The following is a 26,073-nucleotide window of genomic DNA, read 5'->3' on the forward strand; positions in this document are numbered from 1 at the left end:
GGTACGTTGTCTTGTCGCCGGCAATAGTTGTCCGGATTGCGTCAGCCGGCCCCGCCGGTGGAGCGTTCAAGTGCCGCTCGGTAGTCGGGGTGGGCGATTGCCAGCAGACGCTCGCGTCGCTGTTTCAGGGTGAGTCCGCGCAGGTCCGCGACGCCGTATTCGGTGACGATGACACCGGCGTCGCTGCGCGGCGTGCTGACGGGGCCGCTGAGCGTCGCGACAATGCGGCTCGCCCCTTTGCCCGCGGTCGATGGCATTGCAACCACCGGTAGACCACCCTTGGCGCGCCAGGCGCCACGCAGGAAGTCGAGTGCGCCGCCCACTGCGCCGACGTAGCTGCCGTTGGCCACTTCCGCGTTGATCTGTCCGCTCAGGTCGACTTCGAGCGCCGAATTGAGGGCGACAAAACGGTCGATCCGGGCCAGCACCTCCGGATCGTGGGTGTAGCTTGTGGAGCGAAACTGCACGGCCTGGTTGCGATGCGCGAAGTCATGAATGCGGCGACTGCCCATCATGACGCCGGCAATTGTCTGCCCTCTGTCGACGTTTTTTCGCGCGTTGTTGATGACGCCCGCGTCCATCAGATCGGCGACCTTGTCTCCGATCGCACCCGAGTGGACTCCCAGGTTTCGCCGGTCCGACAGGCGAGCAAGGACGGCTTCGGGAATCGCGCCGAGGCCGAATTGGAGCGTCGAGCCGTCTTCGATCAGACCGGCGACGTGGCTGGCGATCGCCAGTTCGAGGTTGCCGGTTTTGCTGGGCGCGTTTTCGAGTGGCGCGCGCGAGGTCGGCAGAATGAAGTCGAGGTCGGCGTCGCGCAGATAGCGCTCGCCATACGTCCAAGGCGCCTGCTCGTTGACTTCGGCAACGGTGACCCGGGCTGTGTCCAGCGCCGGAACCAGATACTCGTGTGCGACCGACAGACTGTAGCGACCCTCTTGATCCGGCGGCGCGAGCTGCAGCAGCAGCACGTCGATCTTGAGCGCGCCCGAGCGCATCATATGCGGAAACTGCGAATAGTGGCACGGCAGCACGTCGAGCGCGCCGGCGCGCGCCAGTGCGCGATTGGCGCCCGTGCCGCAGTAAGAAACGAAGTCGATACAGTCGGCGTGGCCGGGTTGGCACGTATCGGCGGTGCTCGCGCCCAGAAACACGCGGAACCGGCCGATCTGGTGCCGCTGCGCGATGAGTGCCTGAGTCAGCGGCACCGGCTCCGCATTCGCTTGGCCCCACATGACGTTGTCGCCAGCACGGACAATGGACGCAAAGTCGATGGAGCCGGGTTGCAGGAGTGTGGGCATGAGGCTGACGGGACGCGCGGGGGAGGATTCGGAGTCTTTTGATCAGGACACTGGCGGAGGCGTGACGCTGCGTCTTTGCGGCGCATTCTGCGCGCGGATGACGCCGGCAGCATCGAGTGCGGCGATGTGTTCAGCGGTGTAGCCGAGGGTATCGAGAATCTCTGCCGTGTGCTCGCCAATGGACGGAATCGACAGAACGGGTTGTGCCGGTTCGCGCTGGAAACGGATCGCGCTTCCGACATGCCGACGACCCGCCGCGTCAGCGCTGACCATCTGACGGGCCTGCGTGTGTGGATGCGCAAGCGCGTCACGCAGCGACAGCACCGGGGCGACACTGACGCGGCGGCCTTCGAACCACGCGAGCCATTCGCTCAGCGTGCGTGTCAGGAAGGTCCTGGTGAGGAAGGCACGCAGTTCGTCCTGCGCCACGCCGGCTGGTCCCATGGCGACGTCAATCAGGTCTGGTCGACCTAGCGGCGTTAGCAGATTCGTCGCAAAGTCGAGTTCGCGGCCACCGAGACAAAGCCATTGCGAATCGGCCGTCTGGTACGCAGCGAGCAGAGCGATTGCGTTGCCGCCATGCGCAGTAGCGACGGTATCGCCTGCTACTTGGTTTAGCGCGTGGCTGGTCAGATGCGGTTGCACCGTTAGCGCTGCGTCGTACAGCGAAATATCGATGAAGTCTCCCTCGCCCGTTTCGCGTGCGTGCAACAGCGCCATCAATACCGCGGACAACGCCGTCAACGAGCCCGCCAGCGCGGCAAGGGAGGCGCCCGATGTCACCGGAGCGCCGCGCTCGTCGCGTGGCAAGGTTCCCGCCATGGCCTGGATGACGGGGTCGTGCGCGGGGACCTGTGACAGCGGACCGGTCTGGCCGAAGGCGGTCAGCGAACAGTAAACGAGCCTGGCATGGGTGCGGTTCACCGTCTCGTAATCGATGCCCAGGCGCGCCGCCACACCGGGCCGCGACGACTCGATCACGATGTCGGCCGCGTCGATGAGCTTGCGGGCGATCGCGAGACCATCGGGGTGTTTCAGATCCAGTGCAATGCTGCGCTTGCCGCGATTGAGCGCCACAAAAAACTCGCTATCCGACTCGAGCGGGCCGCGTGCCGCATCGCCCGACAGCGGTTCTACCTTGATGACGTCGGCGCCGTGATCGGTGAGATTCGACGCGAGCATCGGCCCTGGCATGAACTGCGACAGATCGACGACGCGGACGCCCGAGAGCTTCATGCGGCAGGCACCTTGAACGTAAAGCCCCGTGCCGCGATGTCGGACGCCTGCCGCAAGATTCGTGCGATCAGTTCGGCACAGGTCGGCAGATCGTGGATCAGTCCTGTCACCATCCCGGCCGGAAAGGCACCGCCTTCGACATCGCCACTTGCGAATGCGTCCATCCAGCGGCTGGCACCGGTCAGCGTGTACAGGTCGGCGGCCGTGGCGCCGCCTGCACGTTCCAGCTCGATTGCCGCGAGGCTGACAGTGTTTTTGATCACGCGGCTCGAATCGCCGAGCGTGCGTCCGACCAGCAACGTATCGCGTTCGGTGGCTTCCAGCAGGCGTTGTTTGATTGCGGGGTGCACGCGCGACTCTTGCGTGAGCATGAAGCGCGTGCCCATATTGATGCCGTCCGCGCCGAGCGCGAGCGCCGCCACCAGGCCGCGGCCATCCGCGAAGCCGCCTGAGGCGAGCAGCGGAATTTTCAGCTTGTCTGCAGCGGCGGGGATCAGGATCAGTCCAGGAATATCGTCTTCGCCGGGATGCCCCGCACATTCGAATCCGTCGATGCTCACGGCGTCCGCGCCGAGCGATTCTGCCTTCAGCGCATGCCGCACAGCGACGCATTTGTGGATCACCTTGACCCCGTTTGCCTTGAGCGTTTCGATGTATTTCGCGGGATTGCTGCCCGCCGTTTCCACGACGGGCACACCCCGCTCGATGATGGTGCGCACATAGCCCTCGTAGTCGAGCCCGGCGTTACTGCCGAGCAGCGTCAGGTTGACGCCGAACGGTTTGTCGCTAAGGGCGCGCACCTGGTCGATCTCGCGCGCCAGTGCATCGGCACTCGCGTGCGTATGCGCGGAGATGAATCCCAGCCCGCCCGCATTACCGACTGCCGCCGCGAGTTCCGCGCGCGCCACCCAGCGCATACCGCCCTGGATGATCGGGTAGTCGATGCCGAGCAATTCGGTGATGCGATTCTTTGGAGAGTTCATGATCGGTCGTGAAGCCATGTGGGCGAATGGCGGGTTGAATAGATTCAATCGAGTGCGTGCAGTTCAACGGATGCAGACGACTGCGATTTCACGGATGCGTACGGCGCTCAGCAATGGCGAAACACCGGCTTGCGCTTTTCCGCGAATGCGGCCATGCCTTCCTTGCGGTCTTCGGTGGCGAACGTTGCATAGGCCATGCGCCGCTCGAACAGGATGCCTTCGGCAAGACTGGACTCGTAGGCGCGATTGACGCACTCCTTCGCAATCGCAACGACAGGTTGCGAGAATCCGGCGATGGCGTCCGCCGCTTTCAACGCTTCGTCCAGCAATTCGTCGGCCGGTACGACGCGGCTCACCAGTCCGCAGCGTTCGGCTTCGAGAGCGTCCATCTTCCGGCCGGTGAGAATCATCTCCATGGCCTTTGATTTGCCGAGCGCGCGCGAGAGGCGTTGCGTCCCGCCGGCGCCAGGGATGGTGGCAAGCGTGATTTCAGGCAGCGCAAAGCGGGCGTTGTCGGCAGCGAGTATGAAGTCGCACATCATGGCCAGTTCGCAACCGCCCCCCAACGCGAGGCCGGCCACGGCGGCGATCACCGGCTTGCGGCAGCGCGCCGTGCGCTCCCAGTTGGACGTGATGAACTGTCGCTTGAAAACGTCCATGTAAGTCCACTCGCTCATCATCTTGATATCGGCGCCAGCGGCAAACGCCTTCTCGCTTCCAGTCAACACGATTGCGCCGATCGCTTCGTCAGTTTCGAAACTGTCGAGCGCGTCAGTCAACTCGTCCATCAGCAGGTTGTTGAGTGCGTTGTACGCCTGCGGTCGGTTAAGCTTGATAAGGCCGGTCCTGCCGCGCGTTTCGACGATGATCGTTTCGTAGGCCATCAGTTTTCCTCGCATGAATGCGGACCAACACGTATGCCACCTTTCCGCCGCCGGAACAGCGCACTCACTCGCCATTCGCGACCGCTTCCGGCGCTGCATCGCAGCATGAATCGGCGCTGTGCAGGGTTGCTCGTAATTTGAACGATGTTTATAATTGTGAATGCGCGACGGAGCTTTGTCAATTGGGCTTCGGGCCGGCGCTTCACGAAATGAGGCAAGGAGGCACAGTATGACCACACGCCATGAGGACGGGCAGATTCGCGTCGAACAGCGCGGCCATATTCTCTTGATCGGCATCGACCGTCCGGAAAAGCGCAACGGCTTTACCCCTAGAATGTTCGAGGAACTGGCCAGAGCGTACACGCGTCTGGAAGCGAGCCCGGATATCTTCTGCGGGCTGCTTTACGCGGAGGGCGATCACTTCACCGCGGGCCTCGACATGCCGAAGATCGTGCCGTTGCGCCGCGCGGGAAAGCCGTTGCTGCCAGTGGGCGAAGTCGACCCCTTCAATCTGCGCGAGCCGTTGCGCAAGAAGCCGGTTGTGATCGCGCTGAAGGGCATCAGCTTTACGGTGGCAGTCGAACTGATGCTGGCGTCCGAGGTGGTGGTGGCCGCCGACAATTGCCGCTTCTCGCAGATGGAGGTCAAGCGCGGCATCATGGCAGGATGCGGCGCGACCATCCGGATGGTGGAGCGCGCGGGGTGGGGTGACGCGATGAAGATTCTGCTCACCGGTGACGAATTCACGGCGCAGGAAGCGTATCGCATGAATTTCGTGCAGGAAGTCGTGCCGCTGGGCGAAGAGTTCGGGCGCGCGCTGGAGATCGCGGAGCGCATTGCTGCCCAGGCTCCGCTGGCCGTGCAGGCCACGATGGCCAATGCGCGGGTGTCGCTGGGGGCGGGCTGGCAGGAGGCCTATTCGAATATCCAGTCGGCCCAGCAGGTTCTCTACAACACGGAAGATGCCAAAGAGGGCGTGCAGTCGTTTATCGAAAAGCGCACCGCGAAATTCATTGGGCAATGACCCGGCAACAAATCAATTCAACGGAAACGGTTCGATATGACGAAAGGTGCGTTGTCCGGGATCCGCGTGCTCGATCTGAGCCGCATTCTCGCAGGGCCATGGGGCGCGCAGATGCTGGCGGATCTGGGGGCGGAAGTGATCAAGGTCGAACGGCCGGGCAAGGGCGACGACTCGCGCCAGTTTGGCCCGCCGTTCCTGAAGGACCGCGATGGCAACGACACGCGCGAATCGACATTCTTCATCAGCGCGAATCGGGGCAAGAAGTCGATTACCTGTGATATCGCGACGCCTGACGGGCAGGCGTTGATCCGCTCGCTCGCAGCGAAATGCGACGTGCTGCTGGAAAACTACAAGGTCGGGGACCTGAAGCGATATGGTTTGGATTACGCAAGCCTCAAGCTCGTCAATCCGCGCCTCGTCTACTGCTCGATCACGGGTTTCGGGCAGACCGGACCGTACAGTCCGCGACCCGGCTACGACTCGATTTTCCAGGCCATGGGTGGCCTGATGAGTGTCACGGGAAACGGCGACGACATGCCGGGCGGCGGCCCGATGAAGACCGGCCCGAGCCTCGCGGATATCCTGTGCGGGCAATATGCGGCATCTGCGATTGTGGCGGCGCTCTATCATCGCGATGCCGGCGGCGAGCAGGGCGGCGAGCAGGGCGGCGAAGGGCAGTACATCGATCTCTCGCTGCTGGATTCGATGATCGCCGCCACCTCGCACTATGCCAGCCAGTACCTGGTGTCCGGCGAGGTGCCGGTGCGGCGCGGCACCGAGGGCAACGGCGGCATGCCGTCGCGGATGTTCCGTTGCGCGGATCGCGACATCATGATCGTCGCCGGTAACAATGAACAGTATGCGCGACTGTGCCAGGTGCTAAAGCATCCGGAACTCGCAACGGACCCGCGCTTTAGCGAGATCGCGCTACGGGTCAGGAATCGCCGGGCGCTCGGCGACGTGTTCGAGCCGCTGATCGCGCAGTGGCAGAGCGACGCGTTGCTGGTTGCGCTCGACGCAGCGGGCGTGCCGGCAGGTCCGATCAACAACCTGGAGCAGGTGTTCGCAGATCCACATGTTCAGGCGCGCGGCATGTGCGTGGAGGTTGCGCATCCGCTGTCGAATGATGCCGTGCGCATGGTCGCTAACCCGGTGAAGATGTCCGGTACGCCGATCGAGTCTTATACCCCGCCGCCGATGCTCGGCGAGCATACCGAAGGCGTGCTGCGCGATCTGCTGGACATGTCAGGCGCGGAAATCGACGCGTTGCGTGCGCGCAAGGTCATTTAAACCCAGTGGTGGAACAACGCAGCGCAAAAGAATGACCCTGACTTCGTGTGAAGTAGCCAGGGCCAAACTTCATCGCACCTTCGCGAGGTTCGATGGAGGAGAACGCTATTTCGCTGCGCACGAACGTGGGCTGCCTACAGTTTGAAAGCGAGCTGCCGATCGTTGAAAAACCGGTTTCAGCGGCTCGCGGCGCATCGCTAGAGCATAGACTGTCCACCATCGACATTGATGGTCTGTCCGGTTACGTAACCCGCGCTCTCACTGCATAAGAATGCAACTACGCGTCCAATATCATTCTGCGGATCGCCGAAACGGCCAAGCGGAATCTCGGACAGATAGCGCGTGCGTTCACTGGGATTCGCATCCAGATATGCGTCGGCGGCAGGCGTGAGGGCCGCGGGACACACTACGTTGACGGTGACGCCGTAAGCGCCCCATTCGCGCGCGGCGACTCGCGACAGGCCGCGAATGCCCTCCTTGGCGGCGGCGTATGGACCGAATCCCTGGGTGCCTTCGATGCCAGTGCGCGACGCGAAATTGATGATCCTGCCGCTGCGCTGCTGCTTCATATGGGGCCAGGCGGCCTGCATGAAATACAGCGTGCCGTAGAGGCCCGATTCGAGCGTCTCGCACCAGTTTTCATCGGTGACCGCTTCAAGCGGCACGCCCGGCGTGCTGGATTGTGCGTTGTTCACAAGGGCATCGATGCGCCCGAAATGTTCGATGGCGAGCGCGACGGTCTGGTCGGCATCAGCACGCCTGCGCGTGTTGCCCGGCACCACGAGCACTTGAACGCCATACTCCTTCAGTGCCGTCTCCGCCTTTCGCAGCTTCGCTTCGGTGCGCCCCGTCAGGACAAGGTTCGCGCCCTCGCTGGCCAACGCATTCGCAATACCGAGCCCTAATCCTTGCCCGCCGCCGGTCACGATGGCAACCCGGTCCTTTAGTGCGCTCATGAATGAACTCCTTCGTAAAACAACGATGGGTAACGCGCTCACGACGCACACCAAACTGGCTGACGACACCGAGCGGTATCGTGGTGAACATGTTCGTGAACGTCGTTCAATTATATTGCGGATGAGCCGCGTGATGGACTTGGCGTTATCCCGGATCCGCCAAGAATAAGTGTGCTAAACCGGCGACCAACGTGAGACTATGTGAATGGTTCATTTATAATGAGTCGAATCGAAATGGAAGGGGAGTGATATGTCGAAAGAAATCCTGGCTTCGGCCGACAAGGATGTCACCGGACCGCGTTCGCTGACTCGTCTGCTCGGGCTGTTCGATGTGTTGGCGAAAGCACCGGACGGGATGTCGCTTGCAGAGTTGAACGTCGCGCTGGAGTCGCCCAAGAGCAGCTTGCTGAACCTGTTGCGACCCCTTGTGGCGGAAGGCTTTCTGATGCACGACGCTGGCCGGTACCGGTTGGGACCGGCCATTTTCCGGCTATCGTCAAATGTAATGGCAGTATGGAATTTTTCGAAGATGCTGCGACCGTTTCTGCTCGAATTGTCGGAGCGTACCCACGAGACGGTCTATATCGGTGTGCTCGATGTGGAGCATAAGGTCATTACGTACGTTGACGTCATCGAAAGTGCACAAGCCGTTCGATATTCGATGATTGTCGGGATGCGTCGGCCGCTATATTGCACCGCTGCCGGGCGCGTTCTGCTCGCTTATGCGCCGGAAGCGTTTCTTGCCGAGTACCTGCGGACTGTCAAACTCGAGCGCCATACGGAGCAAACGACGGTCAACAAGAAAACCCTGCGCGAGGAGCTGCAAAACATCGTCGAGACCGGTTTGTCGGTCAGCCGCGGTGAACTGCTGCCCGACTCTGCGGGGCTATCGGCACCCATTTTTGGACCCAATGGCGAGGTGATCGCGGCCATGGCCGTCGGTGCGCCGCTGGAGCGGTTCGATCGCGAACGCAGGCACCTCGAGGAACACATGCTTGCCGTCGCCCAGCGGGCGTCGGCGTTGAGCAAAGTAAGCGAAGAGGAGTAAGCCTCGCGAAGCGCGCCACGGCGCGCAACATTTCGGCCAACCAACGGCGGCGCCGGTCAGCGCCGCTTATATTGTCATGGCGTGCTTGCCGGGCCGCTCAATCCTGCGCCTTCGAGAACGCCAGGCCGGTGACCCGGGCCGCGGTGCTTCGGCAGCGCGTACGCAATAACGAGCCCCGCCAGCGCACTGCCGGCGACATATCCGAACACCGCAACATAGCTTTGCGCCGCAGGAAATGACGCACCGCCCTCGCTCACAGAGGCGCCTTGCAGCACCGTGAACACAGCTTGTGCCCCAACCGCGAAGAAGCACGAAAAAAACACGTAAAGCAGACCCGTCGCCTCGCCTGTCTGTTCCGCGGGGGTCGCTTCGATAATCAGGTTGTAGACAGCAGTGTGCGCGAAGGCCAAGCCGAACGAGCAGAGCATTGCGCCTGGAACGAACAGCAGCATACTGCGATGAAGCGGAATCAGCGACGCCCAGGTGAGCACCAACATGCTCATGCCGATCAGCGCCGCCTGACGGGCCCCGTAGCGCGCTGCGAGCCGTCCGCTCCAGGGGCTGGCAAGCGTTGCACCGATGTTAATCGTGAACATCAGCAACCCTGCCTGGGTTGCAGTCAATCCGAAACCTGCGCGCGTCCATGCCGGCTGTTGCAAAAGGAGCGAGAACACTTGTCCGAGCTGCATTGCGCCGATCGCGATGCACATCATGCAGGCGTTCGCGAGGATCACCTGACGTTTCGCCAGTAAGCGTATATTGATAAGCGGGTCCGCCGCTTTGCGCTGGTGGCTCGACCAGAGCCATAGCGTTACCATACCGGCTGCCAGCAGACCCCCGGTGCGGGGATCACGCAGTCCCCACGCGTGGACCTGCTGCACCGCGAAGAGGATCGCGCACAACGCCGGCGCAAAGGCGAGGCCGCGCACGAAATCGATTCGTGTGCCGGACCTGCGTTGCGATTCCGGCACGCAAAAGCGCACCGCCGCGATTGTCATCACGCAGAGGACCACCTTCAGCCAGAAACCGCCTTGCCATGAGTAGCGATCTATCACGACACCGGCGCAGATGTAGATCAATCCAGCCGAGACCATCCCCGCTGCGGTGATGAGTCCGACTGCCGAAGGGATCTGCCGCGCGGGTAGATTTTCGCGGACAAGTCCCATCGAAAGGGGCGTGATGCCCGATGCGACCGATTGCATCACGCAACCCGCGATCAGGACGGCGAGGTTTGGCGCGCAGGCCGCCACTGCGCCTCCCACCGCAGCGATCACCAGCACGATCAGCAGCACTCTGCGGTAGCCGAGCAGGTCCCCCAGCCGTCCGCAGATGGCCGCAAAGACTGCCGCGCCAAGCCAGTAGGCGGTGACCGTCCAGCCCACCTCGACCGAGCCGGGGAAGACCCTGTAGAGCGTCACGAGCATCGTGTAGATCACGGTGATGCCGGACGACGCCGCCACCGCCGACATCAGTACCGCAAGCAGGAACCAGCGCCGTGGCCCCCCAATAAGCGGTTCACGCGAAGAGGATTGCGGCAGTGCATCAGCCTGCATGGGATGTCTCCTTTTGATCGGGTTTTGCCTATCGTCTCATAGTTGAACGATGTACGTATAGTTGTGACTTGCGTGTGTCGTGTCAGCGGGACGCCGGCGCGGTTGCTTTCGCCGATATCAATCTGGTATCGCGACTTCTGCTTTCGATATGGCGGTTTGAACGTCAACTGTGTGCGCCGATACTTCGATATCGAGAGGCGCCGCCCTTGTCGCTCGCTTCATGGTCGCTTCATAAACAGGAGACGTTTTCATGCAGACCTACCAAGGAAAGATCTACGACGCCGACACGCACTTCTACGAAGTTGAGGATGCGTTCAGCCGCTACCTGCCCGAGAAGTTCAAGAAAGACTGGGGGTTCACCAGCCGGGTCACCGAGGAAGGCAACCGCTGCATGTACGTCGGCGATCGCAAAGTGGAAATCAGCGAAGGCTACACATCGGCAGAGGGACTAGTGCCGCCGCCGGGGAAACTGCACGAATGGCTGCGGGCGATGAAGGACGGCAAAAACAACGTCGAAATGCGGGTTCCGCCCACCCCGGACATGTTCAACCGCGACGCGCGTCTGCAAAAGATGGATGAGTTCGGCGTTGAGGCGTGCACGATGTACATTGGTGAAATGGTCGCCTGCATTTCCTATCTGAACGAACCCGTTGCGGCGAACGCCGTGCTGCACGCGTACAACCGCTGGATGCTCGACGATTGGACCTTCAACTATAAGGATCGCATTTACAGCACGCCGGTGGTCACGCTCGACGATCTCGACTCCGCGGTCGCCGAAGCGAAATGGCTGGTGGCGAATGGCGTGCGCGTGATCCTGATGCCGATGGGTCCGTTCAATGGCCGCGCACCGGCCGACCCTTATTTCGATCCGTACTGGTCGATTCTCAACGAAGCGGGCGTGCGCGTCACCTTCCACGTTTCCGAAGCGATCTACATGAAGGACCACATGGCCGTGTGGGGTGAACCGGTGCAGCAGTCGCGCCAGCGCCAGACCGCTTTTGTCTGGATGCATGGTTACAGCGAACGTCCCGTGATCGAAACGCTGTCGTCGTTTATCTTCTACAATTTCTTCGAGCGTTTTCCGAACGTCAAACTGTGCAGCGCGGAAAATGGCGCGGAGTGGGTGCCGTCCATGCTGGTCAAGATGGACAAGTGCCGGGGTATGTCGAAAAACGGCTACTGGCCGTGCGGTCAGTTGAAGAGCCGGCCGAGTCAGATTTTCAAGGAAAATGTCTTCGTGGTAGCGTATCCGGAAGACGACCTCGCGCAGATCGTCGCGCAGACCGGGTCGGCGGACTTTTTGCTAATGGGCTCTGACTATCCGCACGCAGAGGGTGTACCCGAGCCGCGAGATTTCGCAACGGAAGCGTGTGGGCCGTTGTCTGCCGAAGACACCCAGAAAATCATGTATGACAACGGTCGCCGCTTCATACCTGCCCGGGCGTAACGGGTCGAGCGGGTCGAGCGTGCCAAGATCCGCGGTGCACATGCTGCGCGGCTCGTGCGCTGCCTTGACTGATCGAATGACTATGCAAGCGTGCGCGGGCAAGGGTGCAATGTCCCGCGCGTTTGCGCCACCGTGGACAAGCTAGCCATGAATTTGCTGGACTATCAGGCGTTATTGCTGGAGCGCGACGGCGGCATTCTCACCGTAACGCTCAACCGGCCCGATACGTTGAATGCGTTCGACGAACAGATGGACATCGAGATATCGCGGCTTTTCGCCGATGTAGCGGAGGATCCCGAAACCCGGGTCGTCGTGCTCACTGGAGCAGGCCGAGCATTCAGCGCCGGCGGCGATATCGAGCACATGCAACAGGTGATCGACGATCAGTCGCAGTTCCTCGCCGGCATGCAGCGCGCGAAGAAAATCATCTTCTCGATGCTCGACTGTCCGAAACCCATCATCGCCAAGATCAATGGTCATGCCGTGGGACTCGGGGCGACGATCGCGCTCTTCTGCGATCTGAGTTACGCGGCAAACCACGCGAAGATCGGCGATCCCCATGTGAAGATGGGTTTCGTCGCGGGTGACGGCGGGGCGGTGATCTGGCCGCAACTGATCGGTTATGCCAAGGCCAAGGAATACCTGCTGACCGGCGATCTGCTCGGCGCGCAAGAAGCAGCCCGCCTCGGGCTGATCAACTATGCCGTTTCTGCCGACGAGCTCGATGCGGTCGTTGCCGCGATGGCGAAGCGTCTCGCGATGGGCGCATCACAGGCCATCCAGTGGACCAAGACCTCGATCAACATTGGTTTGAAGCAACTGGCGCATTCGATACTTGATGCGTCCATCGCCTATGAGGCGCTGTCTAATCAGACTGAGGATCATCAGGAAGCGGTGAATGCGTTTCGCGAGAAGCGCGATCCGATTTTCAAGGGCCGCTAAGCCGCCTCCGTCTGGCTGCGACTGAGTATCCTGTCACATGCAGCCTTTGAAACAGGAGTGTTTTACATGCAACGGGTAGTCGCGATTACGGGTGGCTTCGGCACGCTCGGACGGGCGGTCGGCAGCGCATTTGCCGCCGATGGCTGGAAGGTCGCATTGCTGGACCGGGCGCCGGCGCCTGACGCCCGAACCCCGGAACAGCAGGACACGCAATTCCGGCTAGGCGGAGTCGATCTGACCGATCTGGGCAGCGCGCGAAGGGCCATGTCCTCGGTTGTCGGGCGTCTTGGGCCGCTGAATGCGCTGATCAACGTGGCCGGCGGCTTTCGCTGGGAAACCCTGGCGGATAGCGATCTCGAGACGTGGGATCTGATGTATCAGATGAACGTCCGTACGGCGGCGACGGCTTCCAGGGCCGCGCTGGACCAGTTCGGCGATGGGCCGGAGGGGGGGCGCATTGTCAATATCGGTGCAGGCGCGGCGCTGCATGCTGGTGCGGGGATGGGCGCCTATGCGGCGTCGAAGGCGGGCGTGCTGCGTCTCACAGAAGCGCTTGCCGAAGAACTTAAGGATCGCGGCATTACGGTCAATGCGATTCTGCCGGGCATCATCAATACGCCGCAGAATCGCAAGGACATGCCCGATGTGGATTTTTCGCGCTGGGTGCAGCCTGCTGACATCGCGGCGGTTATTCTCTTCCTCGCTTCTCGTGCCGCAACAGCCGTGACAGGCGCATCGATTCCGGTCACGGGCCGACTATAGATTGGCACGCAGACTGGGCGCTGCCCATCTGCCCGGTAACGCGTCCTCAGGCGCCGTTTTGCGGCCCGGTGTTCTGAACACGCATGGCCCTCCTGATCCCCTTGATGCGCCGGGTCGAACGATGGCCACGCGCCTCAGGTCAGGCGCGTAAGAGAATCCGTGCTAAAGCCGAGGAACGGTTCACCCAGACGTGCGCGTCGAGCCCAGTGTGCATCGTGCAACAGCGACCGTCCCACGCCGATCAGATCGAACTCGTTACGCAGGAAACGCTCGAGCAACGGCGTGAGGTCGTGCTGTGCAACGGTCTCCGACCCGGCCATCGAGTCATAGAAGCCCTTATTGATTCCGATGCCGCCGACGGTCATCGACAGCTTGCCTGTCACCTTCTTTGCCCAGCCGGCGAGATTCATGTCCGAACCTTCGAACTCTGCGCGATTGAAGTATCGCGTGCTCGCCTCGAAGATATCGACACCGGCCTCGGCCAGCGGCGCGAGCGTCTGTTCGAGTTCAGCGGGTGTGTTCGCAAGACGCGCCTTGAAATCCTGCTGCTTCCACTGCGAGAAACGGAAGCTGATGGGCATTGCGGCACCAATCTCCGCGCGGATCTCGCGAACCACCTCCGCGGCGAATCGGGTCCTGGCAGTGCGATCCTTACCCCAGATGTCGATGCGTTGATTGGTCTCGCTCCACAGAAACGAATCGATCAGGTAGCCGTGGCCGCCATGAATGGCAATTCCGTCGAATCCGGCTACCTTTGCGTAGGACGCGCTGCGGCGATAGGCTGCGATGACATCGGCGATTTCTTCGTCGGTCATCGCGCGGGTGGGGGCGCTCACGCGCGTCAGGTAGCCGGCGTCCAGCGAGCTCAGGCGGCCCGTCGGGCCCCACAGTCCGGACGGACGCATCGGCGGCGCAGCAGGGACGGGACCGGTATTGGCTTCCTTCATCGGGCCCATGTGCCACAACTGCGGGAAAATCACGCCGCCACTCGCGTGGACCGCATCGGTAACACACCGCCACGCTTCGACCGACTCGGCTCCCGCCAGCATTGGAATCGAGTTCTCTCCCAGACCCGCTTCGCCGAGTGCGGATGGATGATCGATGCCCACACCTTCAGTGATGATCAGTCCGGTCTCGCCTTCGGCGCGCCGCTGATAGTACGACGCGACATCCGGCCCTGGCCTTCCGTCTGGAGAGAAGCCGCGCGTCATCGGTGACATGACGATGCGGTTTGCCAGCGTAATGCCGCGAACCGGCAGAGGCGTAAAAAGCGGCGCTGTGATCACCTTTGTCTCCGTGCGCATAGTTGACTCGTGTGCGAATAATGATACGCTATATTTTTGCCGCGAGAAAGCGCCTCCCTCATGCCTGGGGCGACCGCCGCGCAAGGAGGGCTCCGTTGATGCAAACCCCTATCGCCGCCGTTTCCGTTGCAGAGGTCGTGTCGGATGACGCCGACGTGATCCCCGAGGCTTCGAATTGATGCCGGCGTTCGGGCCGTTCCACGAAATGGTTGGCCCGACCTGGTACAGAAAAAGCGAGCGCGGACAGGTGGTCGGGATGCGGGTGCGCGAGCAACATCGCAATCTGGGGCAGATGATGCATGGCGGGATGGTCTGCATGCTGGCGGACACCGCCATTACGTGTGCAAGCAAGCATTCGCGCAAGCCAGCGCTAAAGGAGTTGACTACCAGTTTGACGGTCAATTTTCTGGGCGATGCCCAGCCGGGCGACTGGGTCGAGGCCCATGTGGATGTGCTTCGATCCGGTAAACGTGTGGTGTTTTCCGATTGTCTGATCTGGGCGAACGGCCAACGTATCGCACAGGCATCGGCTCAGTTCCAGGTAATGGGCCAGATGGACGCATAGAAGGGGCCGCTAGGTTTGCGGTGTGTCCTGGTGGTCGGGCGCCTTATACCGCCACGCCGAGAGCAGCAACTGCTGGATGTGTGCGGCACGCTGCTGGCGTTGCGCAGGCGTGGTCGGAATGCCCATCAGCACTTCCGTGCTGCCGGCCACGAGCGTCAGCAGGTCGCGGGCGGCCTGCGGCGCGTCGGACACGCTGATCGTCCCGCCTTGGGCGGCAGAGGCGATGAAGTTCGCTACCGGCTCCAGCATCGCGTTCACATATTGAAGGAATCCCTTCGCAACATCCGGAAAGCGATGCGATTCCCCGACACTGACACGGGTGATTTCGATCGTATCAGTGGAGGCCATATGGTCAGTCAGTGTGCGCAACAGGACCAGCAGAGCCTTCGAGAAGTCGCGACGCGGCTTCAGTAGTTGTTCAATCTTGCCACGCAGGTCCTCCATGCCGTGCCAGATAGCAGCTCGAAACAGGTCTTCCTTGGTGCCGTACTGCCGGTAGACGGTCGTCTTGCTGATTCCCGCACGTGCAGCGATCTCTTCGACTCTGGCTCCGCCGAACCCTTCTGCCCGAAAAACCTGGGTGGCTGCGTTAAGGAGCCTTTCGCGCAATTCGGCGGCGGCGTCCTGCGTGGGCCGCCCCGCCGCGCGCGGTGCGGCTGCGACTGTCGCAGCGGCGTCAGCGGTAGCGGAGCGCGAAGCTCGAAGTGCCGAGGACTTGACCATGGGCAGAGGGAGAGCAAGGGTAAAGTGGCAGTGTACTCACGTCCCTGTCCATCCGCCAGTAGCGCGGACGTGCGCGGACGTGCGCCAATTCGGGCATGATGCGGCAATCATCGACTTCAGACGTCGATCATGCCGCGCACATAAGAGTCCATCGTGCCCGCGCACGACAGCTTGTCCTCGCCTTCCTCGAGATCCGCATAGCGGCCGACCTGCCTGACGAGCGGCCCCTTTAGACCGTCCGTAGGCGCCTCGGGCGAGAAATCGACCGTCACCTTGTCACCAGTGATGAAGCCGCCCCAGTACCCTTCGGCGAGCAGATCGAAGAATGCGAAGCGACCCTCGACGACGCCTTTCCCGTCCGTGGGGTTCAGCAGTTTTTCGCCTGCCTTGTCGAGCACGAAAGGCACGATCCACGGACAGATCGCGTAGCCTTGCGCCACGTCCGACCACGGGCCGGTACCGATCATTTCCGACATGCCGTAGCTATTCTGGACGTTCGCGGGCTCGATGCCATAGAAGCCCATGATCTGCTCGCGGAAATCGGCGGGTGCCTGGCTGCCTTTCAATCCGCCGCCTGTGGTGATGACCGTCTCAGGGTGACAGATGCGATCCGCGACGCCGCGCCGGCGTGCGTGTTCGACCAGCGTCCAGTGCAGCGACCAGTTACCTTGCACGAGTACCGGTATGTCACGGTGGGCGAGCAGTTTGTCCAGAAAACGGTCGATCATCGCGCCCGTGTGCCGCTGACGCGATACTGCCTGCTCCTGGAAGGCGGCTATTTCACTCGGCTTGGCGCTGCCGTCCGCAAGCGCGCGACGCATGCGGCCCATGGCGATCGTCGCGGAAGCCAGCGCCGGCTCGTCGAACATCAGCGTGCTTTCTCCACCGAGCTGCGTGGCGGCGCTCAGGACTGGCCCGATATGACGATGGGCCCCGCCTGGCGGCATCATCAGAAACACCGGCCGCTTGCCGAAATCCCGTTTGATCAGCTTGTTGCCATACACCCCGAGTTTCACGCACGACGCAGTCACGTGGTCAAGGTCGGCGCGCGTCTGGTTGATGAAGCTGCATTTGCCGGAGGTGCCGCTCGAACTGAACACGTGGTGCCCAGCGCCGCGCAGGCGATCCATCCACGCGTCGACGGTGTCGACGCCGTCGACGTCGACCTCGGTCACCGGTCGGCTCGTCAGCGTTTGCAGCCACATATTCAGGTGCTTCCAGCGGCCGTTTTCCACGAACTGCTCGGGATAGCTCTTGTAAATCTGGTGCGCGAAAAGTAGCGGCGCCACGTCGGCTTCGTTGCGGATTTCATCGATGCCCATGTCGGCGGCACGACGGCCCAGCAGCTTGATCTGTTCGCGGCGTTGAGCGAAACGTTCCTGCAGCGCCGCCAGTTGGAGCTCGCGCAAATTGTCGGGATGACGGCGAAACGGATCGCCGTCCTGTTCAAGCAGGTCGTAAAAGTGGTCGAGCGTCGACATGGTGTCTCCGGCGTGACGTGGCGGTATGCGCTATGGCGCTATTGATCGAAATCCGTGGCGGTCGAGACGTCGACCCACGCGTCGAGGTTCTCCTGCAAGGAGGCAAGTTTGTTGCGCAGGATGCCGACGGCATCGGGCCCGAGAGGCAACCTCGACGGCGGCGCTTCGGCACGGACCGCCTGGATGATCGCCGCTGCGGCCTTGGCCGGATCCCCGGACTGCGTGCCGTGATAGTGGGTCATCTGCTCGCGGATCCTGCCGACGCTTTCCGCATAGGCGGGTTCAACGGCTTCGCTCCATCGCAGCGAGCGGCCAGCGAAATTCGTGCGAAATCCACCGGGTTCGACCAGCGTGACGTGTACGCCGAACGGCTTGAGTTCTTGCGCAAGGGATTCCGACAGGCCTTCGACCGCGTGCTTGGACGCGCAATAAAAACCGCACCCCGCGATGCCGATCAACCCCGCGACTGACGACAGGTTGACGATATGCCCGCAGCCTCGTTGGCGGAAGTGCGGCAGCACAGCCCGAATGGTGTTCACGGTGCCGAAAAAATTCGTGTCGAACACCTCTCTGGCCTCGGCGTCGGACACTTCTTCTAGCGCGCCGAACAGACCGTAGCCCGCGTTGTTCACTAGCACGTCAATCTTGCCCGCGTGGGAGAGCGCCTGCTCGATTGCATGAGGTACGGCCGCGGCGTCGTTGACGTCGAGCAATACTCCGTGTGCGAAGCCACCAGGCGAAAGCTGCTCGAAGGCCGAAATCTGCGCGGCGTTGCGCACGGTGCCGACCACCCGGTCGCCCCGTGCGAGTGCTGCTTCGGCGAGGCAACGGCCGAAGCCGGACGACACACCCGTAATTAGCCAGACCGCGGCGGATGTCGATATAGCAGTCATCAAAGGTCTCTCTCGAGTGAAAGCAAAGGGAATCTCAGGCTGGCTGGCCCGCTTCTTCGGATATCCACTTCATGAAGCGATGAATGGGAAACATGCCGTCGTGCGGGTAGCCCCCGACGCCGTCCGAAATCGATTCGCCGAGCGTCACGATGCGCTGGACGCCGGCACATGCCAGCGCATCGCGCACTTCTGCGACGCGGTGCGGCGGGTAGATGCCGACGGTCTGCGTCGCCACGGTTGCAAAGCGGGTCGCATCACGCAGGCTCTGCACGGGGACGACATTCACGGTCTTGCAGATGGGATGGAAGTCGACCCGCTCGTCTGAGCGGACCACGAGCCCCTTGCCGTCATAGCCCCCGAACACGCGATAGAGGGGCTCCATTTCGCGCAATACGTCGACTGCCTCGCGGATGTCGTTCGGCACCACGGGGCCCTGGCCGTCGCCGTAGCGGAAGTCTTCGCCGAGCGCGGTAGCCAGGTATTCGCAATAGCGGTCGGCGTCGTCGTCGTTGCCTTCGATAAACTGATAGCGGCTCGCATTGCACGCGTCCTGATTGAACGATTGCACGTCGGCCGCGCCGGCACGTGCGACCTGTTGCAGCAGTTCGTCGGAGGCGAACGCCTCCCGACCGATCAGCGAGATCGATACCTTGGGGTCGAAAGCGACCAGTTCGAGGCCGGGGCCGGCATAACGCATGGCATGGCGCACGGCGCTTTCGCCACCCCACACGACGAGCTTGTCGAAGTATTGGGGGCGATACAGGATCGACTCGACGTTTTCGTCCCCGCCGCGCCAGTAGGCTGCCGAAAACGACTGTGTCAGCGGGTGCGCCGGGTCGATTTCGGCCATCGTGCGCAGGATGGCGGTCGCGGTAAACAGGTCGTTGGATGGCAGCTTCAGCAGATGTACTCCTTTGGTCAGTGCTGCGCGCATCACCGTCATCGCAGCCACCATGGGCGAATTGCCCGCAAGGATGTGGACGAGGCGGGGCGGAAACGCGCGCAGGCGGCTGGGGCGGCCGCGCAATGTGCGCGGCATCCAGCCATCGATCACGCTGGCATCGCCAAGGCTGATGCGCAATTCATCTTCGATTACGCCGCGCGCGAACAGGTTCGGAATATCTCGGTAGCAGTTTTCCAGAATCCGGCGGCCGAGCGGGCTCACTTCGACCATCGATCCGAGCGCCCGTTGCATCAGCGGATTGACGTCCAGATGCAGCCGCGGACCGAGTTCGACAAGGAAATCGATGACCTGCGCAATCGGCAGATTGAACGCCGGCCCCGGCTGCGTGCGCGGCCAGATGAGATCGTCGAGTTCTACCGCTGGCGTGCAGAAACCTTTGCCAAGATCGCGCGACACGTGCGTCACGGCATCGCCTGAAACGGTTCGCCCGCGATAGACGTGCGGTACGGGCAGCGGCGCGGTGCCGCCGCCTTGACGTGATGACCCGGTTTCCGTGGGCATTTCGACGTGATCCATGTGGCACTCCTGTTCGATTCGGTAAGGTGCGATTCCAGCGCCGCGACGACTGCGCGAAATGCAGGGTTGGGTCGGTCGTCGTCAGCTCAGGTTGACGACATGCGATCGATGAACTGCTTGAGCGTGTTCACTTCGTCAGCCGTGAAGTCACTCAGTTGCCGGTCACGCGTTTCGACAATCAAAGGAAGGGTTTCGCAAGTCACGGCGTGACCCGCGACGGTCAACATCAGATAGACGCTGCGTCTGTCCGACTCATTGCGAACGCGGCGGATATACCCGCGCTTCTCAAGGAAATCGAGCTGGCGAGTCATTGCGCCGCTATCGGACAACAGGATGCGGCACAGCGCGGTGGGTGTTCTGGCCCGGCCGTCAAAGAGCGCTTTTAGCAGCCCCCATCGCAAGGCAGAAAGACCGCTCGCGGCGAGTTTTTCATCGATGACGCTGCATAGCAGCAGGCGAACCTGGTTCATCCGGTACGCGACGCTTTCTTCTGATCTGCCAGTATCCGGTGCTTCCACGCAGGCGGTTTCGGCCTCCACGGCGCGATCCTCAAGTTGAAGTTCTGACGGATGATCCACTGGATTCCTGCCAAAAAAGTATCTTCGAGTGAGGACAACTATATGCACGTCATTCATAAAACACAACGCCTTTCGTCGTCTGGTTTTCCCCACGTCGTGACGACTGATTTCGTGCGAGCCGCGCTTTCCATTTAATGCAACTGTTCGTTGCATTATACCGTACTGGAGACTAAACTGGTGTGAAGGCCCGTCAGGCAGGGGCGTCGACCGTGTGAACAAACACGGCGCACAACAAGGAGACGAAATGAGTACCGTGCTGGAAGCTGGCGTGCTGCCGGCCATGCAGGAATTGCACGTATCTAACGATATTCTTGACGATCGCGCTGCGCTCCAGGCAGCCTGGGAGCGCGATGGCTATTGGTTCTTCCGCAATGTGCTGGATACGGACGCGGTCGGGCGGTTACGCGGCGTATTTCTTGATGAGCTTTCGCAACTTGGCATGATTGCCCCGGGCGATCCAGTTGCCCGCTACAGCGGCAAGAGTCTCGATGACTTTCCGTTCCGTATGGAACCCCTCGCGGCACGCAAGACGTGGAAGTCGTTCGTTGCCGAGCCGGCCGTCGATCGTTTCTTCGCCCGGCTGCTTGCGGACGAGCCGTTCTGGATTCCGACAGTCGAGTACCGCGCGACGCCGCCGGTTCAAGACCGCTCCCGCTCCCGCTCCCGCTTCGATTACGTCCATCAGGACGGTTTCTATAACGCAGGAATACCGTTCGCCATCTGCTGGATTCCGCTCGTGGAAATAGACGCAGACGTGGGCGGGTTGGTTCTTGCCGAAGGGCTGCATAAGGGTCCTTATCTGCACGATCTCTCGCAGCCGCCGCTGTTTCCGGTTCCCGATAGCGCGGTGCCTGCGCACGCGTGGCGTCGCACGACGTATCGCCCTGGGGATGTGGTCATCATGCATCTGAACACCCCGCATACTGGGGTGGCGAATTACTCGGACCGCTTCCGGCTGTCGATGGACATCCGTGTGATGGGCGCCTCCGGCGACACGCCGATCATTGGCGAGATCACCGCGATCACGCAGCACGAGGTAGCGGTGCGGGGCGAGGATGGCCGCAGCGGAACGTTCACGTTCGATGAAAGCACCTATTGCCGTGGGATCGATGGCAGGAAGGTCCCGCTCGACGAAATCCCGACGCACTTTCACTTGGACGACGAGGTGATTCTGGCGTCGCGTGACGGCCGCGTAACGGTCTTGCGGCCTCCCCACTAATTGTTCGTCGGGCACTTTTACATCGGGCAAGTCCATGCCGTATCCAAAGACATTCCACCAGCGTCTTGCAGGCAAGGTCGCGATCGTGACCGGTGCGGGTTCACAAGGCGATGGCGTTGGCACAGGCAAAGCCATCGCCTGCGTTTTTGCACGTGAAGGCGCGTCAGTTTGCCTCGTCGACCAGAACGAGGAACGAGCAGCGGGGACGCTCGCGATGATCCTCGAGGCGGGCGGCAAGGCGTTTGTATGTGCTGCCGATGTGACCGACAGCGATGCATGCGCGCGCGTCGTTGCCGCCACGGTCGAGCGTTACGGCGCGCTACATGTGCTGGTCAATAACGTCGGTGTGGCAGGCGCGGGTGGCCGCTTCGAGACGCTTGACGAAGCCTCGTGGGATCGCACAATCGACGCGAATCTGAAGAGCGCGTTTCTGATGTGCCGCAGCGCGGCACCGCAGCTGGTTGCGGGTGGGGGTGGCGCGGTGGTCAACGTTAGCTCGACCGCCGGTATCAGGAGTCACGGGACGGCGGCTTACGGGCCGTCAAAGGCGGGCATGATCGCACTCACGCGTGAACTGGCTGTGGTGTACGGCCGCGACGGAATGCGCGCCAACGCCATCGCGCCAGGGCATATTTTCACACCGATGGTCGAGAGCATGCTGGACGAGCAGGCTAAAGAGCGGCGCCGAAAGGTCGCACCGCTCGCCATCGAAGGCGACGCATGGGACGTTGCGTCAGCTGCCTTGTTTCTCGCGAGCGACGAAGCGCGTTTCATTACCGGTGTGTGCCTGCCGGTCGATGGCGGCGTGACGGAGATTGCGGCACTCTACGCGTACGAACTGATGCAGCCGTGATGCTTGCCTTCGAGAGTCGGTACGCTCGTTCCTCGCGTACCGCTCACGTGAACAACGTGCGTTCCCGCTTCGTAACGTTCACTGCGCATCACGCGAGTCTCCTTGCAACGGCGCCTCTTCCCGTGGTGACCGGGTCACGATTGGTTCATTTTGTTATACATCGTTCGTAAATATATACTCTCACCCTGATATTCAGCACGCTCAGAAAGCGCGATTCTGATGCCTGGGTTCGCGCCTTGTTGGGCGGATCGGCAACTTTTGATTGCGGCAAGATCCGTGCGCAAATCAGTCAGGGAGACACTTTGCATGACCGGAGTATCGCTAGAGCAGTACGGTCCGCGCGAGTCGATGGAATACGACGTGGTGATCGTCGGCGGCGGCCCGGCTGGCCTGTCCGCGGCGATCCGTCTGAAGCAGCGCGCGCAGGAGAAAGGCGTCGAGATCGGCGTCTGCGTACTGGAAAAAGGCTCGGAGATCGGGGCTCACATCCTCTCCGGCGCGGTGATGGACCCGCGCGCACTCAACGAACTGATCCCGGACTGGAAGGAAAAAGGCGCGCCGCTGGATGTGCCGGTGACCGAAGACCGCTTCCTGTTCCTGTCCGAAACGGGTGCAAAGAGCGTGCCGCACTGGCTGCTGCCGGATAACTTCAAGAACGAAGGCAACTACGTCATCAGCCTCGCGAACGTCACGCGCTGGCTGGGCCAGCAGGCCGAGGCGCTCGGCGTCGAGATCTTTCCGGGTTTTCCCGCAGCCGAGGTGCTGTACAACGATGACGGCTCGGTCAAAGGCGTTGCGACCGGCAATCTCGGCATCGGCAAGGACGGCGAGCCGACTGAAAACTTCCAGCTCGGCATGGAACTGCACGCGAAATACACGCTCTTCTGCGAAGGCGCACGCGGGCATCTCGGGCGGCAGCTACACGACAGGTTCAAGCTGCGCGATGGCGTCGATCCGCAGGTCTACGGCATCGGCATCAAGGAGCTGTGGGAAATCGATCCGGCGAAGCACAAGCCGGGGCTGGTGATCCACACCGCCGGCTGGCCGCTGGAAAGCGACACGTACGGCGGCTCGTTCCTCTACCACATCGACAACAACCAGGTGATGGTGGGCTTTGTCGTCGGGCTCGGCTATTCGAATCCGTACCTGTCGCCATTCGAGGAATTCCAGCGCTACAAGACGCATCCGTCGATCCGCGCGTTCCTCGAAGGCGGCAAGCGGGTGTCGTACGGCGCACGGGCCATTACCGCAGGTGGCCTGATGTCGCTGCCGAAGCTTGTGTTCCGGGGCGGAGCGCTCGTGGGTGACGATGCGGGGTTCCTGAACGCCTCGCGCATCAAGGGCAGTCACGCCGCGATCAAGACCGGCATGCTGGCCGCCGATGCGGCCTTCGACGCGGTCCAGGCGGGCCGTCAGAACGATGAGCTGGCTGCCTACCCGGAAAGCTTCAAGACCTCGTGGCTGCACACCGAGCTGTACCGCGCACGCAACTTCAAGCAGTGGATGAGCAAGGACCTGTATCTGGGCACGGTGATGGTGGGACTGGAGCAGAAGCTGCTGGGCGGCAACGTGCCGTGGACGCTGCACCACCAGCACTGGGATCACGAGATGCTCAAGCCCGCATCACAGTGCAAGCCGATCGACTATCCGAAGCCGGACGGCAAGCTGACGTTCGATCGCCTCTCGTCGGTGTTCATCTCGAACACGAATCACGAAGAGAACCAGCCGGCGCACCTGACGTTGAAAGACGCCTCCGTGCCGGTGAACGTGAACCTGCAGACGTACGCAGGACCGGAAAGCCGCTACTGCCCGGCTGCGGTGTATGAGTTCGTGAAGAACGAGGACAACAGCGAGCGTCTCGTGATCAACGCGCAGAACTGCGTGCACTGCAAGACCTGCGACATCAAGGACCCGACGCAGAACATCGTGTGGGTCCCGCCTGAGGGTGGCGGTGGGCCGAACTATCCGAACATGTAGCCAACTCGCGCAGCTATCCGGATTGTCCATTGACTTGCGCGCGCAGATCGCCTTTGCGCACCTTCCCCGATGCGGTGCGGGGCAAGTCTGCGACGACGCACAGGCTTTCAGGGGTCTTTTGCCGTGCCACACCCGCTTTGGCGAAATGCATTTGCACGGCGGGCAGATCGAGTTCGGCGCCGACATGCAGCACAACGACCGCGCACACCGTTTCGCCGTAGCGCGCGTCGCGTCGCGCGACCACCGCGACGTCCCTCACTGCCGGATGGGTTGCCAGAACGCGTTCGACCTCTTGCGACGAAATGTTTTCGCCGCCACGGATGACGATGTCCTTCTTGCGATCGGTGATCGTCAGGCAGTTCGCGGCGTCGAGCCTGCCGATGTCACCTGTGCGAAACCACCCATCGGATGTGAAGGCCTGTGCGTTGAGCAGGGGGTCGGTGTAGCCGATGAACAGCTCGGGGCCGCATACCAGGACCTCCCCCTCGCTGCCGACCGGCAATACCCGATCCATGTCGTCGACAATGCGTACCTGGCTGCCTGGTTGAACCCGGCCGTCCGTCCAGGCGCGCTCGACAAACGGGCTGTCGCGCCAGCCGATGCTGACCGTGGAATGTTCCGTCAGACCGTACGCGCGGGTGCCCGCGAAGCCTGAGCGATCGGCCAGTTCGACGTGCTCCGGCGTCACCCCTGTTCCGCCCAGTCCATAGCTGGCAAGCGATGAAAGATCGCGTTTGTCGCGCGTCGCCGCCTCGAGCAGCCCTTGCAGATGAAAAGGCGTGCCGCCCGACAGACGGACGCGGTAGCGCTCCACCAGTTCGGCCGCCAGTGATGCGTCCCAGCGGTCCATGAACACCATGTCGGTACCCGTCACGAAAGGGCGCAGGAGGAAGTTGAAGCCAGCAATGTGGCCAGCGGGGAAGGGTGTCAGGTAAGGTCCTGGTCCGTCGATGAACGGGATCTGCCATTCCGCACCCACAGTCTGGTGCGTGTGCTGCACACCTTTCGGCGTAGCTGTGGTGCCGGATGTGTATAGCAGCAGGCAGACATCTTGCGGTTCTGGGGCGGGCGCATTGCCGGCGTGCGCCTGGCCAAGCGTCGCGACGGTCTTCAACGTGATGCCGTTTGCCGGCGTTCGCTCGCCGACCACGATGACGCGTTCCAGATCGGGCAGGCTGCCAAGTGCTTCGACTCGCGCGAGAAAATCGATGCCGCGCCAGCAGTCCGGCACGCACAGGAAACGCGTTCGGGACTGGCGCAAGATGAAGCCTACTTCCGTAGGGCCATAGATGTGCACAATGGGGACCAGGACGGCGCCGATCTGTAGCGCTGCCAGGTAAAGTACTGCGGTTTCGCGCGAAGTCGGCAGTTGCATGGCAATCGGGTCGCCGCGCTGCAGGCCGATAGCGCGCAGTCCGCGAGCCAGCTTGTCCGCTGAGTCGATGAGTTCCGCCGTCGTCGCGAGCGTCGCGCCTTCCTCGGTATGAAAATGCATGCGCGTATGCGGGCGCGCGAGCGCTGCCATGGATAGCAGGACATGGAGTGGGACGTCCGGTAACCAGCTTGTGCCTTTC

Annotated in this window: 23 protein-coding genes; 10 read left to right on the top strand and 13 right to left on the bottom strand. The window is 62.0% G+C overall.

Translation table 11 applies throughout. From position 1 onward, the window contains the following. Window positions 1-41: 41 nt before the first annotated feature. The 4 genes from P3T23_RS15675 to P3T23_RS15690 all read right to left on the bottom strand — a co-directional run bounded on the left by P3T23_RS15675 (window position 42) and on the right by P3T23_RS15690 (window position 4,404). Window positions 42-1,301: an acetyl-CoA hydrolase/transferase family protein gene (locus P3T23_RS15675; protein ID WP_429317081.1), complete on the bottom strand. Its 1,260-nt coding sequence runs from the start codon at window positions 1,299-1,301 to the stop codon at window positions 42-44. 42 nt (window positions 1,302-1,343) lie between these two features. Continuing rightward, complete coding sequence (locus P3T23_RS15680; RefSeq protein WP_429317082.1) at window positions 1,344-2,537, bottom strand: CaiB/BaiF CoA transferase family protein; 1,194 nt, start codon at window positions 2,535-2,537, stop codon at window positions 1,344-1,346. Further along, a complete protein-coding gene (locus P3T23_RS15685) occupies window positions 2,534-3,520 on the bottom strand; it encodes an NAD(P)H-dependent flavin oxidoreductase (protein WP_429317083.1) in 987 nt (328 codons plus the stop codon). Before P3T23_RS15685 ends, P3T23_RS15680 begins: the two co-directional genes overlap by 4 nt. Window positions 3,521-3,627: 107 nt before the next feature. Next, window positions 3,628-4,404, bottom strand: coding sequence for an enoyl-CoA hydratase (locus tag P3T23_RS15690; protein ID WP_429317084.1), 777 nt, complete (start codon window positions 4,402-4,404; stop codon window positions 3,628-3,630). Window positions 4,405-4,633: 229 nt separating this feature from the next. Here P3T23_RS15690 and P3T23_RS15695 point away from each other — a divergent pair, with 229 nt between their 5' ends. After that, entirely contained in the window at window positions 4,634-5,428 is a 795-nt protein-coding gene (locus P3T23_RS15695; protein WP_429317085.1) for a crotonase/enoyl-CoA hydratase family protein, read from the top strand. A 36-nt stretch (window positions 5,429-5,464) separates the two neighbouring features. Next, window positions 5,465-6,718, top strand: a complete 1,254-nt coding sequence (locus tag P3T23_RS15700) for a CaiB/BaiF CoA transferase family protein (protein ID WP_429317086.1) — start codon at window positions 5,465-5,467, stop codon at window positions 6,716-6,718. A gap of 197 nt (window positions 6,719-6,915) precedes the next feature. Here P3T23_RS15700 and P3T23_RS15705 read toward each other — a convergent pair whose 3' ends face one another. Then, window positions 6,916-7,674, bottom strand: a complete 759-nt coding sequence (locus tag P3T23_RS15705; protein WP_429317087.1) for an SDR family NAD(P)-dependent oxidoreductase — start codon at window positions 7,672-7,674, stop codon at window positions 6,916-6,918. Window positions 7,675-7,924: 250 nt separating this feature from the next. On the opposite strand from P3T23_RS15705, the gene P3T23_RS15710 reads away from it, so the two are divergent. Next, window positions 7,925-8,722, top strand: a complete 798-nt coding sequence (locus P3T23_RS15710; RefSeq protein WP_429317088.1) for an IclR family transcriptional regulator — start codon at window positions 7,925-7,927, stop codon at window positions 8,720-8,722. A 74-nt stretch (window positions 8,723-8,796) separates the two neighbouring features. On the opposite strand, the gene P3T23_RS15715 is transcribed toward P3T23_RS15710, so the two are convergent. Continuing rightward, window positions 8,797-10,275 carry an MFS transporter gene (locus tag P3T23_RS15715; RefSeq protein ID WP_429317089.1) on the bottom strand — a complete coding sequence of 493 codons (1,479 nt, stop codon included), beginning with the start codon at window positions 10,273-10,275 and terminating at the stop codon, window positions 8,797-8,799. A 250-nt stretch (window positions 10,276-10,525) separates the two neighbouring features. Here P3T23_RS15715 and P3T23_RS15720 point away from each other — a divergent pair, with 250 nt between their 5' ends. From P3T23_RS15720 to P3T23_RS15730, 3 genes are all read left to right on the top strand, one after another. Beyond that, window positions 10,526-11,722 carry an amidohydrolase family protein gene (locus P3T23_RS15720; RefSeq protein WP_429317090.1) on the top strand — a complete coding sequence of 399 codons (1,197 nt, stop codon included), beginning with the start codon at window positions 10,526-10,528 and terminating at the stop codon, window positions 11,720-11,722. 147 nt (window positions 11,723-11,869) lie between these two features. After that, complete coding sequence (locus P3T23_RS15725; RefSeq protein ID WP_429317091.1) at window positions 11,870-12,664, top strand: enoyl-CoA hydratase/isomerase family protein; 795 nt, start codon at window positions 11,870-11,872, stop codon at window positions 12,662-12,664. A gap of 66 nt (window positions 12,665-12,730) precedes the next feature. Then, complete coding sequence (locus tag P3T23_RS15730) at window positions 12,731-13,426, top strand: SDR family NAD(P)-dependent oxidoreductase (protein ID WP_429317092.1); 696 nt, start codon at window positions 12,731-12,733, stop codon at window positions 13,424-13,426. Between the two features lie 134 nt (window positions 13,427-13,560). Here the strand turns inward: P3T23_RS15730 and P3T23_RS15735 are convergent, their stop codons facing one another. Beyond that, the gene (locus P3T23_RS15735) at window positions 13,561-14,730 is read right to left on the bottom strand and encodes an NADH:flavin oxidoreductase (protein WP_429317093.1); all 1,170 of its coding nucleotides are present in this window, start codon (window positions 14,728-14,730) and stop codon (window positions 13,561-13,563) included. 178 nt (window positions 14,731-14,908) lie between these two features. On the opposite strand from P3T23_RS15735, the gene P3T23_RS15740 reads away from it, so the two are divergent. Beyond that, window positions 14,909-15,295, top strand: coding sequence for a PaaI family thioesterase (locus P3T23_RS15740; RefSeq protein WP_429317239.1), 387 nt, complete (start codon window positions 14,909-14,911; stop codon window positions 15,293-15,295). 9 nt (window positions 15,296-15,304) lie between these two features. Here the strand turns inward: P3T23_RS15740 and P3T23_RS15745 are convergent, their stop codons facing one another. From P3T23_RS15745 to P3T23_RS15765, 5 genes are all read right to left on the bottom strand, one after another. Next, window positions 15,305-16,018, bottom strand: coding sequence for a TetR/AcrR family transcriptional regulator (locus P3T23_RS15745; RefSeq protein ID WP_429317094.1), 714 nt, complete (start codon window positions 16,016-16,018; stop codon window positions 15,305-15,307). Between the two features lie 116 nt (window positions 16,019-16,134). Further along, a complete protein-coding gene (locus P3T23_RS15750; RefSeq protein WP_429317095.1) occupies window positions 16,135-17,499 on the bottom strand; it encodes a hypothetical protein in 1,365 nt (454 codons plus the stop codon). A gap of 38 nt (window positions 17,500-17,537) precedes the next feature. Next, a complete protein-coding gene (locus P3T23_RS15755) occupies window positions 17,538-18,392 on the bottom strand; it encodes an oxidoreductase (protein WP_429317096.1) in 855 nt (284 codons plus the stop codon). 34 nt (window positions 18,393-18,426) lie between these two features. Then, entirely contained in the window at window positions 18,427-19,872 is a 1,446-nt protein-coding gene (locus tag P3T23_RS15760; RefSeq protein ID WP_429317097.1) for an acyl-CoA reductase, read from the bottom strand. An 86-nt stretch (window positions 19,873-19,958) separates the two neighbouring features. Further along, entirely contained in the window at window positions 19,959-20,603 is a 645-nt protein-coding gene (locus P3T23_RS15765) for a MarR family winged helix-turn-helix transcriptional regulator (protein WP_429317098.1), read from the bottom strand. Window positions 20,604-20,694: 91 nt separating this feature from the next. Between P3T23_RS15765 and P3T23_RS15770 the strand changes: the two genes are divergently transcribed. The 3 genes from P3T23_RS15770 to P3T23_RS15780 all read left to right on the top strand — a co-directional run bounded on the left by P3T23_RS15770 (window position 20,695) and on the right by P3T23_RS15780 (window position 24,499). Then, window positions 20,695-21,669: a phytanoyl-CoA dioxygenase family protein gene (locus tag P3T23_RS15770; protein ID WP_429317099.1), complete on the top strand. Its 975-nt coding sequence runs from the start codon at window positions 20,695-20,697 to the stop codon at window positions 21,667-21,669. Window positions 21,670-21,703: 34 nt separating this feature from the next. Beyond that, window positions 21,704-22,522, top strand: coding sequence for an SDR family NAD(P)-dependent oxidoreductase (locus P3T23_RS15775; protein WP_429317100.1), 819 nt, complete (start codon window positions 21,704-21,706; stop codon window positions 22,520-22,522). A gap of 306 nt (window positions 22,523-22,828) precedes the next feature. After that, the gene (locus P3T23_RS15780; protein ID WP_429317101.1) at window positions 22,829-24,499 is read left to right on the top strand and encodes an electron transfer flavoprotein-ubiquinone oxidoreductase; all 1,671 of its coding nucleotides are present in this window, start codon (window positions 22,829-22,831) and stop codon (window positions 24,497-24,499) included. 13 nt (window positions 24,500-24,512) lie between these two features. On the opposite strand, the gene P3T23_RS15785 is transcribed toward P3T23_RS15780, so the two are convergent. Beyond that, entirely contained in the window at window positions 24,513-25,994 is a 1,482-nt protein-coding gene (locus tag P3T23_RS15785) for an AMP-binding protein (RefSeq protein ID WP_429317102.1), read from the bottom strand. Window positions 25,995-26,073: the final 79 nt, after the last annotated feature.

The organism is Paraburkholderia sp. GAS448, assembly GCF_050435685.1.
Lineage (GTDB): Bacteria > Pseudomonadota > Gammaproteobacteria > Burkholderiales > Burkholderiaceae > Paraburkholderia.

Excerpts from the sequence above, each read along its gene's own strand:
- P3T23_RS15675 (WP_429317081.1), bottom strand. The coding sequence starts at position 1,301 with ATGCCCACACTCCTGCAACCCGGCTCCATCGACTTTGCGTCCATTGTC.
- P3T23_RS15680 (WP_429317082.1), bottom strand. The coding sequence starts at position 2,537 with ATGAAGCTCTCGGGCGTCCGCGTCGTCGATCTGTCGCAGTTCATGCCA.
- P3T23_RS15685 (WP_429317083.1), bottom strand. The coding sequence starts at position 3,520 with ATGAACTCTCCAAAGAATCGCATCACCGAATTGCTCGGCATCGACTAC.
- P3T23_RS15690 (WP_429317084.1), bottom strand. The coding sequence starts at position 4,404 with ATGGCCTACGAAACGATCATCGTCGAAACGCGCGGCAGGACCGGCCTT.
- P3T23_RS15695 (WP_429317085.1), top strand. The coding sequence starts at position 4,634 with ATGACCACACGCCATGAGGACGGGCAGATTCGCGTCGAACAGCGCGGC.
- P3T23_RS15700 (WP_429317086.1), top strand. The coding sequence starts at position 5,465 with ATGACGAAAGGTGCGTTGTCCGGGATCCGCGTGCTCGATCTGAGCCGC.
- P3T23_RS15705 (WP_429317087.1), bottom strand. The coding sequence starts at position 7,674 with ATGAGCGCACTAAAGGACCGGGTTGCCATCGTGACCGGCGGCGGGCAA.
- P3T23_RS15710 (WP_429317088.1), top strand. The coding sequence starts at position 7,925 with ATGTCGAAAGAAATCCTGGCTTCGGCCGACAAGGATGTCACCGGACCG.
- P3T23_RS15715 (WP_429317089.1), bottom strand. The coding sequence starts at position 10,275 with ATGCAGGCTGATGCACTGCCGCAATCCTCTTCGCGTGAACCGCTTATT.
- P3T23_RS15720 (WP_429317090.1), top strand. The coding sequence starts at position 10,526 with ATGCAGACCTACCAAGGAAAGATCTACGACGCCGACACGCACTTCTAC.
- P3T23_RS15725 (WP_429317091.1), top strand. The coding sequence starts at position 11,870 with ATGAATTTGCTGGACTATCAGGCGTTATTGCTGGAGCGCGACGGCGGC.
- P3T23_RS15730 (WP_429317092.1), top strand. The coding sequence starts at position 12,731 with ATGCAACGGGTAGTCGCGATTACGGGTGGCTTCGGCACGCTCGGACGG.
- P3T23_RS15735 (WP_429317093.1), bottom strand. The coding sequence starts at position 14,730 with ATGCGCACGGAGACAAAGGTGATCACAGCGCCGCTTTTTACGCCTCTG.
- P3T23_RS15740 (WP_429317239.1), top strand. The coding sequence starts at position 14,909 with ATGCCGGCGTTCGGGCCGTTCCACGAAATGGTTGGCCCGACCTGGTAC.
- P3T23_RS15745 (WP_429317094.1), bottom strand. The coding sequence starts at position 16,018 with ATGGTCAAGTCCTCGGCACTTCGAGCTTCGCGCTCCGCTACCGCTGAC.
- P3T23_RS15750 (WP_429317095.1), bottom strand. The coding sequence starts at position 17,499 with ATGTCGACGCTCGACCACTTTTACGACCTGCTTGAACAGGACGGCGAT.
- P3T23_RS15755 (WP_429317096.1), bottom strand. The coding sequence starts at position 18,392 with ATGACTGCTATATCGACATCCGCCGCGGTCTGGCTAATTACGGGTGTG.
- P3T23_RS15760 (WP_429317097.1), bottom strand. The coding sequence starts at position 19,872 with ATGGATCACGTCGAAATGCCCACGGAAACCGGGTCATCACGTCAAGGC.
- P3T23_RS15765 (WP_429317098.1), bottom strand. The coding sequence starts at position 20,603 with ATGCAACGAACAGTTGCATTAAATGGAAAGCGCGGCTCGCACGAAATC.
- P3T23_RS15770 (WP_429317099.1), top strand. The coding sequence starts at position 20,695 with ATGAGTACCGTGCTGGAAGCTGGCGTGCTGCCGGCCATGCAGGAATTG.
- P3T23_RS15775 (WP_429317100.1), top strand. The coding sequence starts at position 21,704 with ATGCCGTATCCAAAGACATTCCACCAGCGTCTTGCAGGCAAGGTCGCG.
- P3T23_RS15780 (WP_429317101.1), top strand. The coding sequence starts at position 22,829 with ATGACCGGAGTATCGCTAGAGCAGTACGGTCCGCGCGAGTCGATGGAA.
- P3T23_RS15785 (WP_429317102.1), bottom strand. The coding sequence starts at position 25,994 with ATGCATTTTCATACCGAGGAAGGCGCGACGCTCGCGACGACGGCGGAA.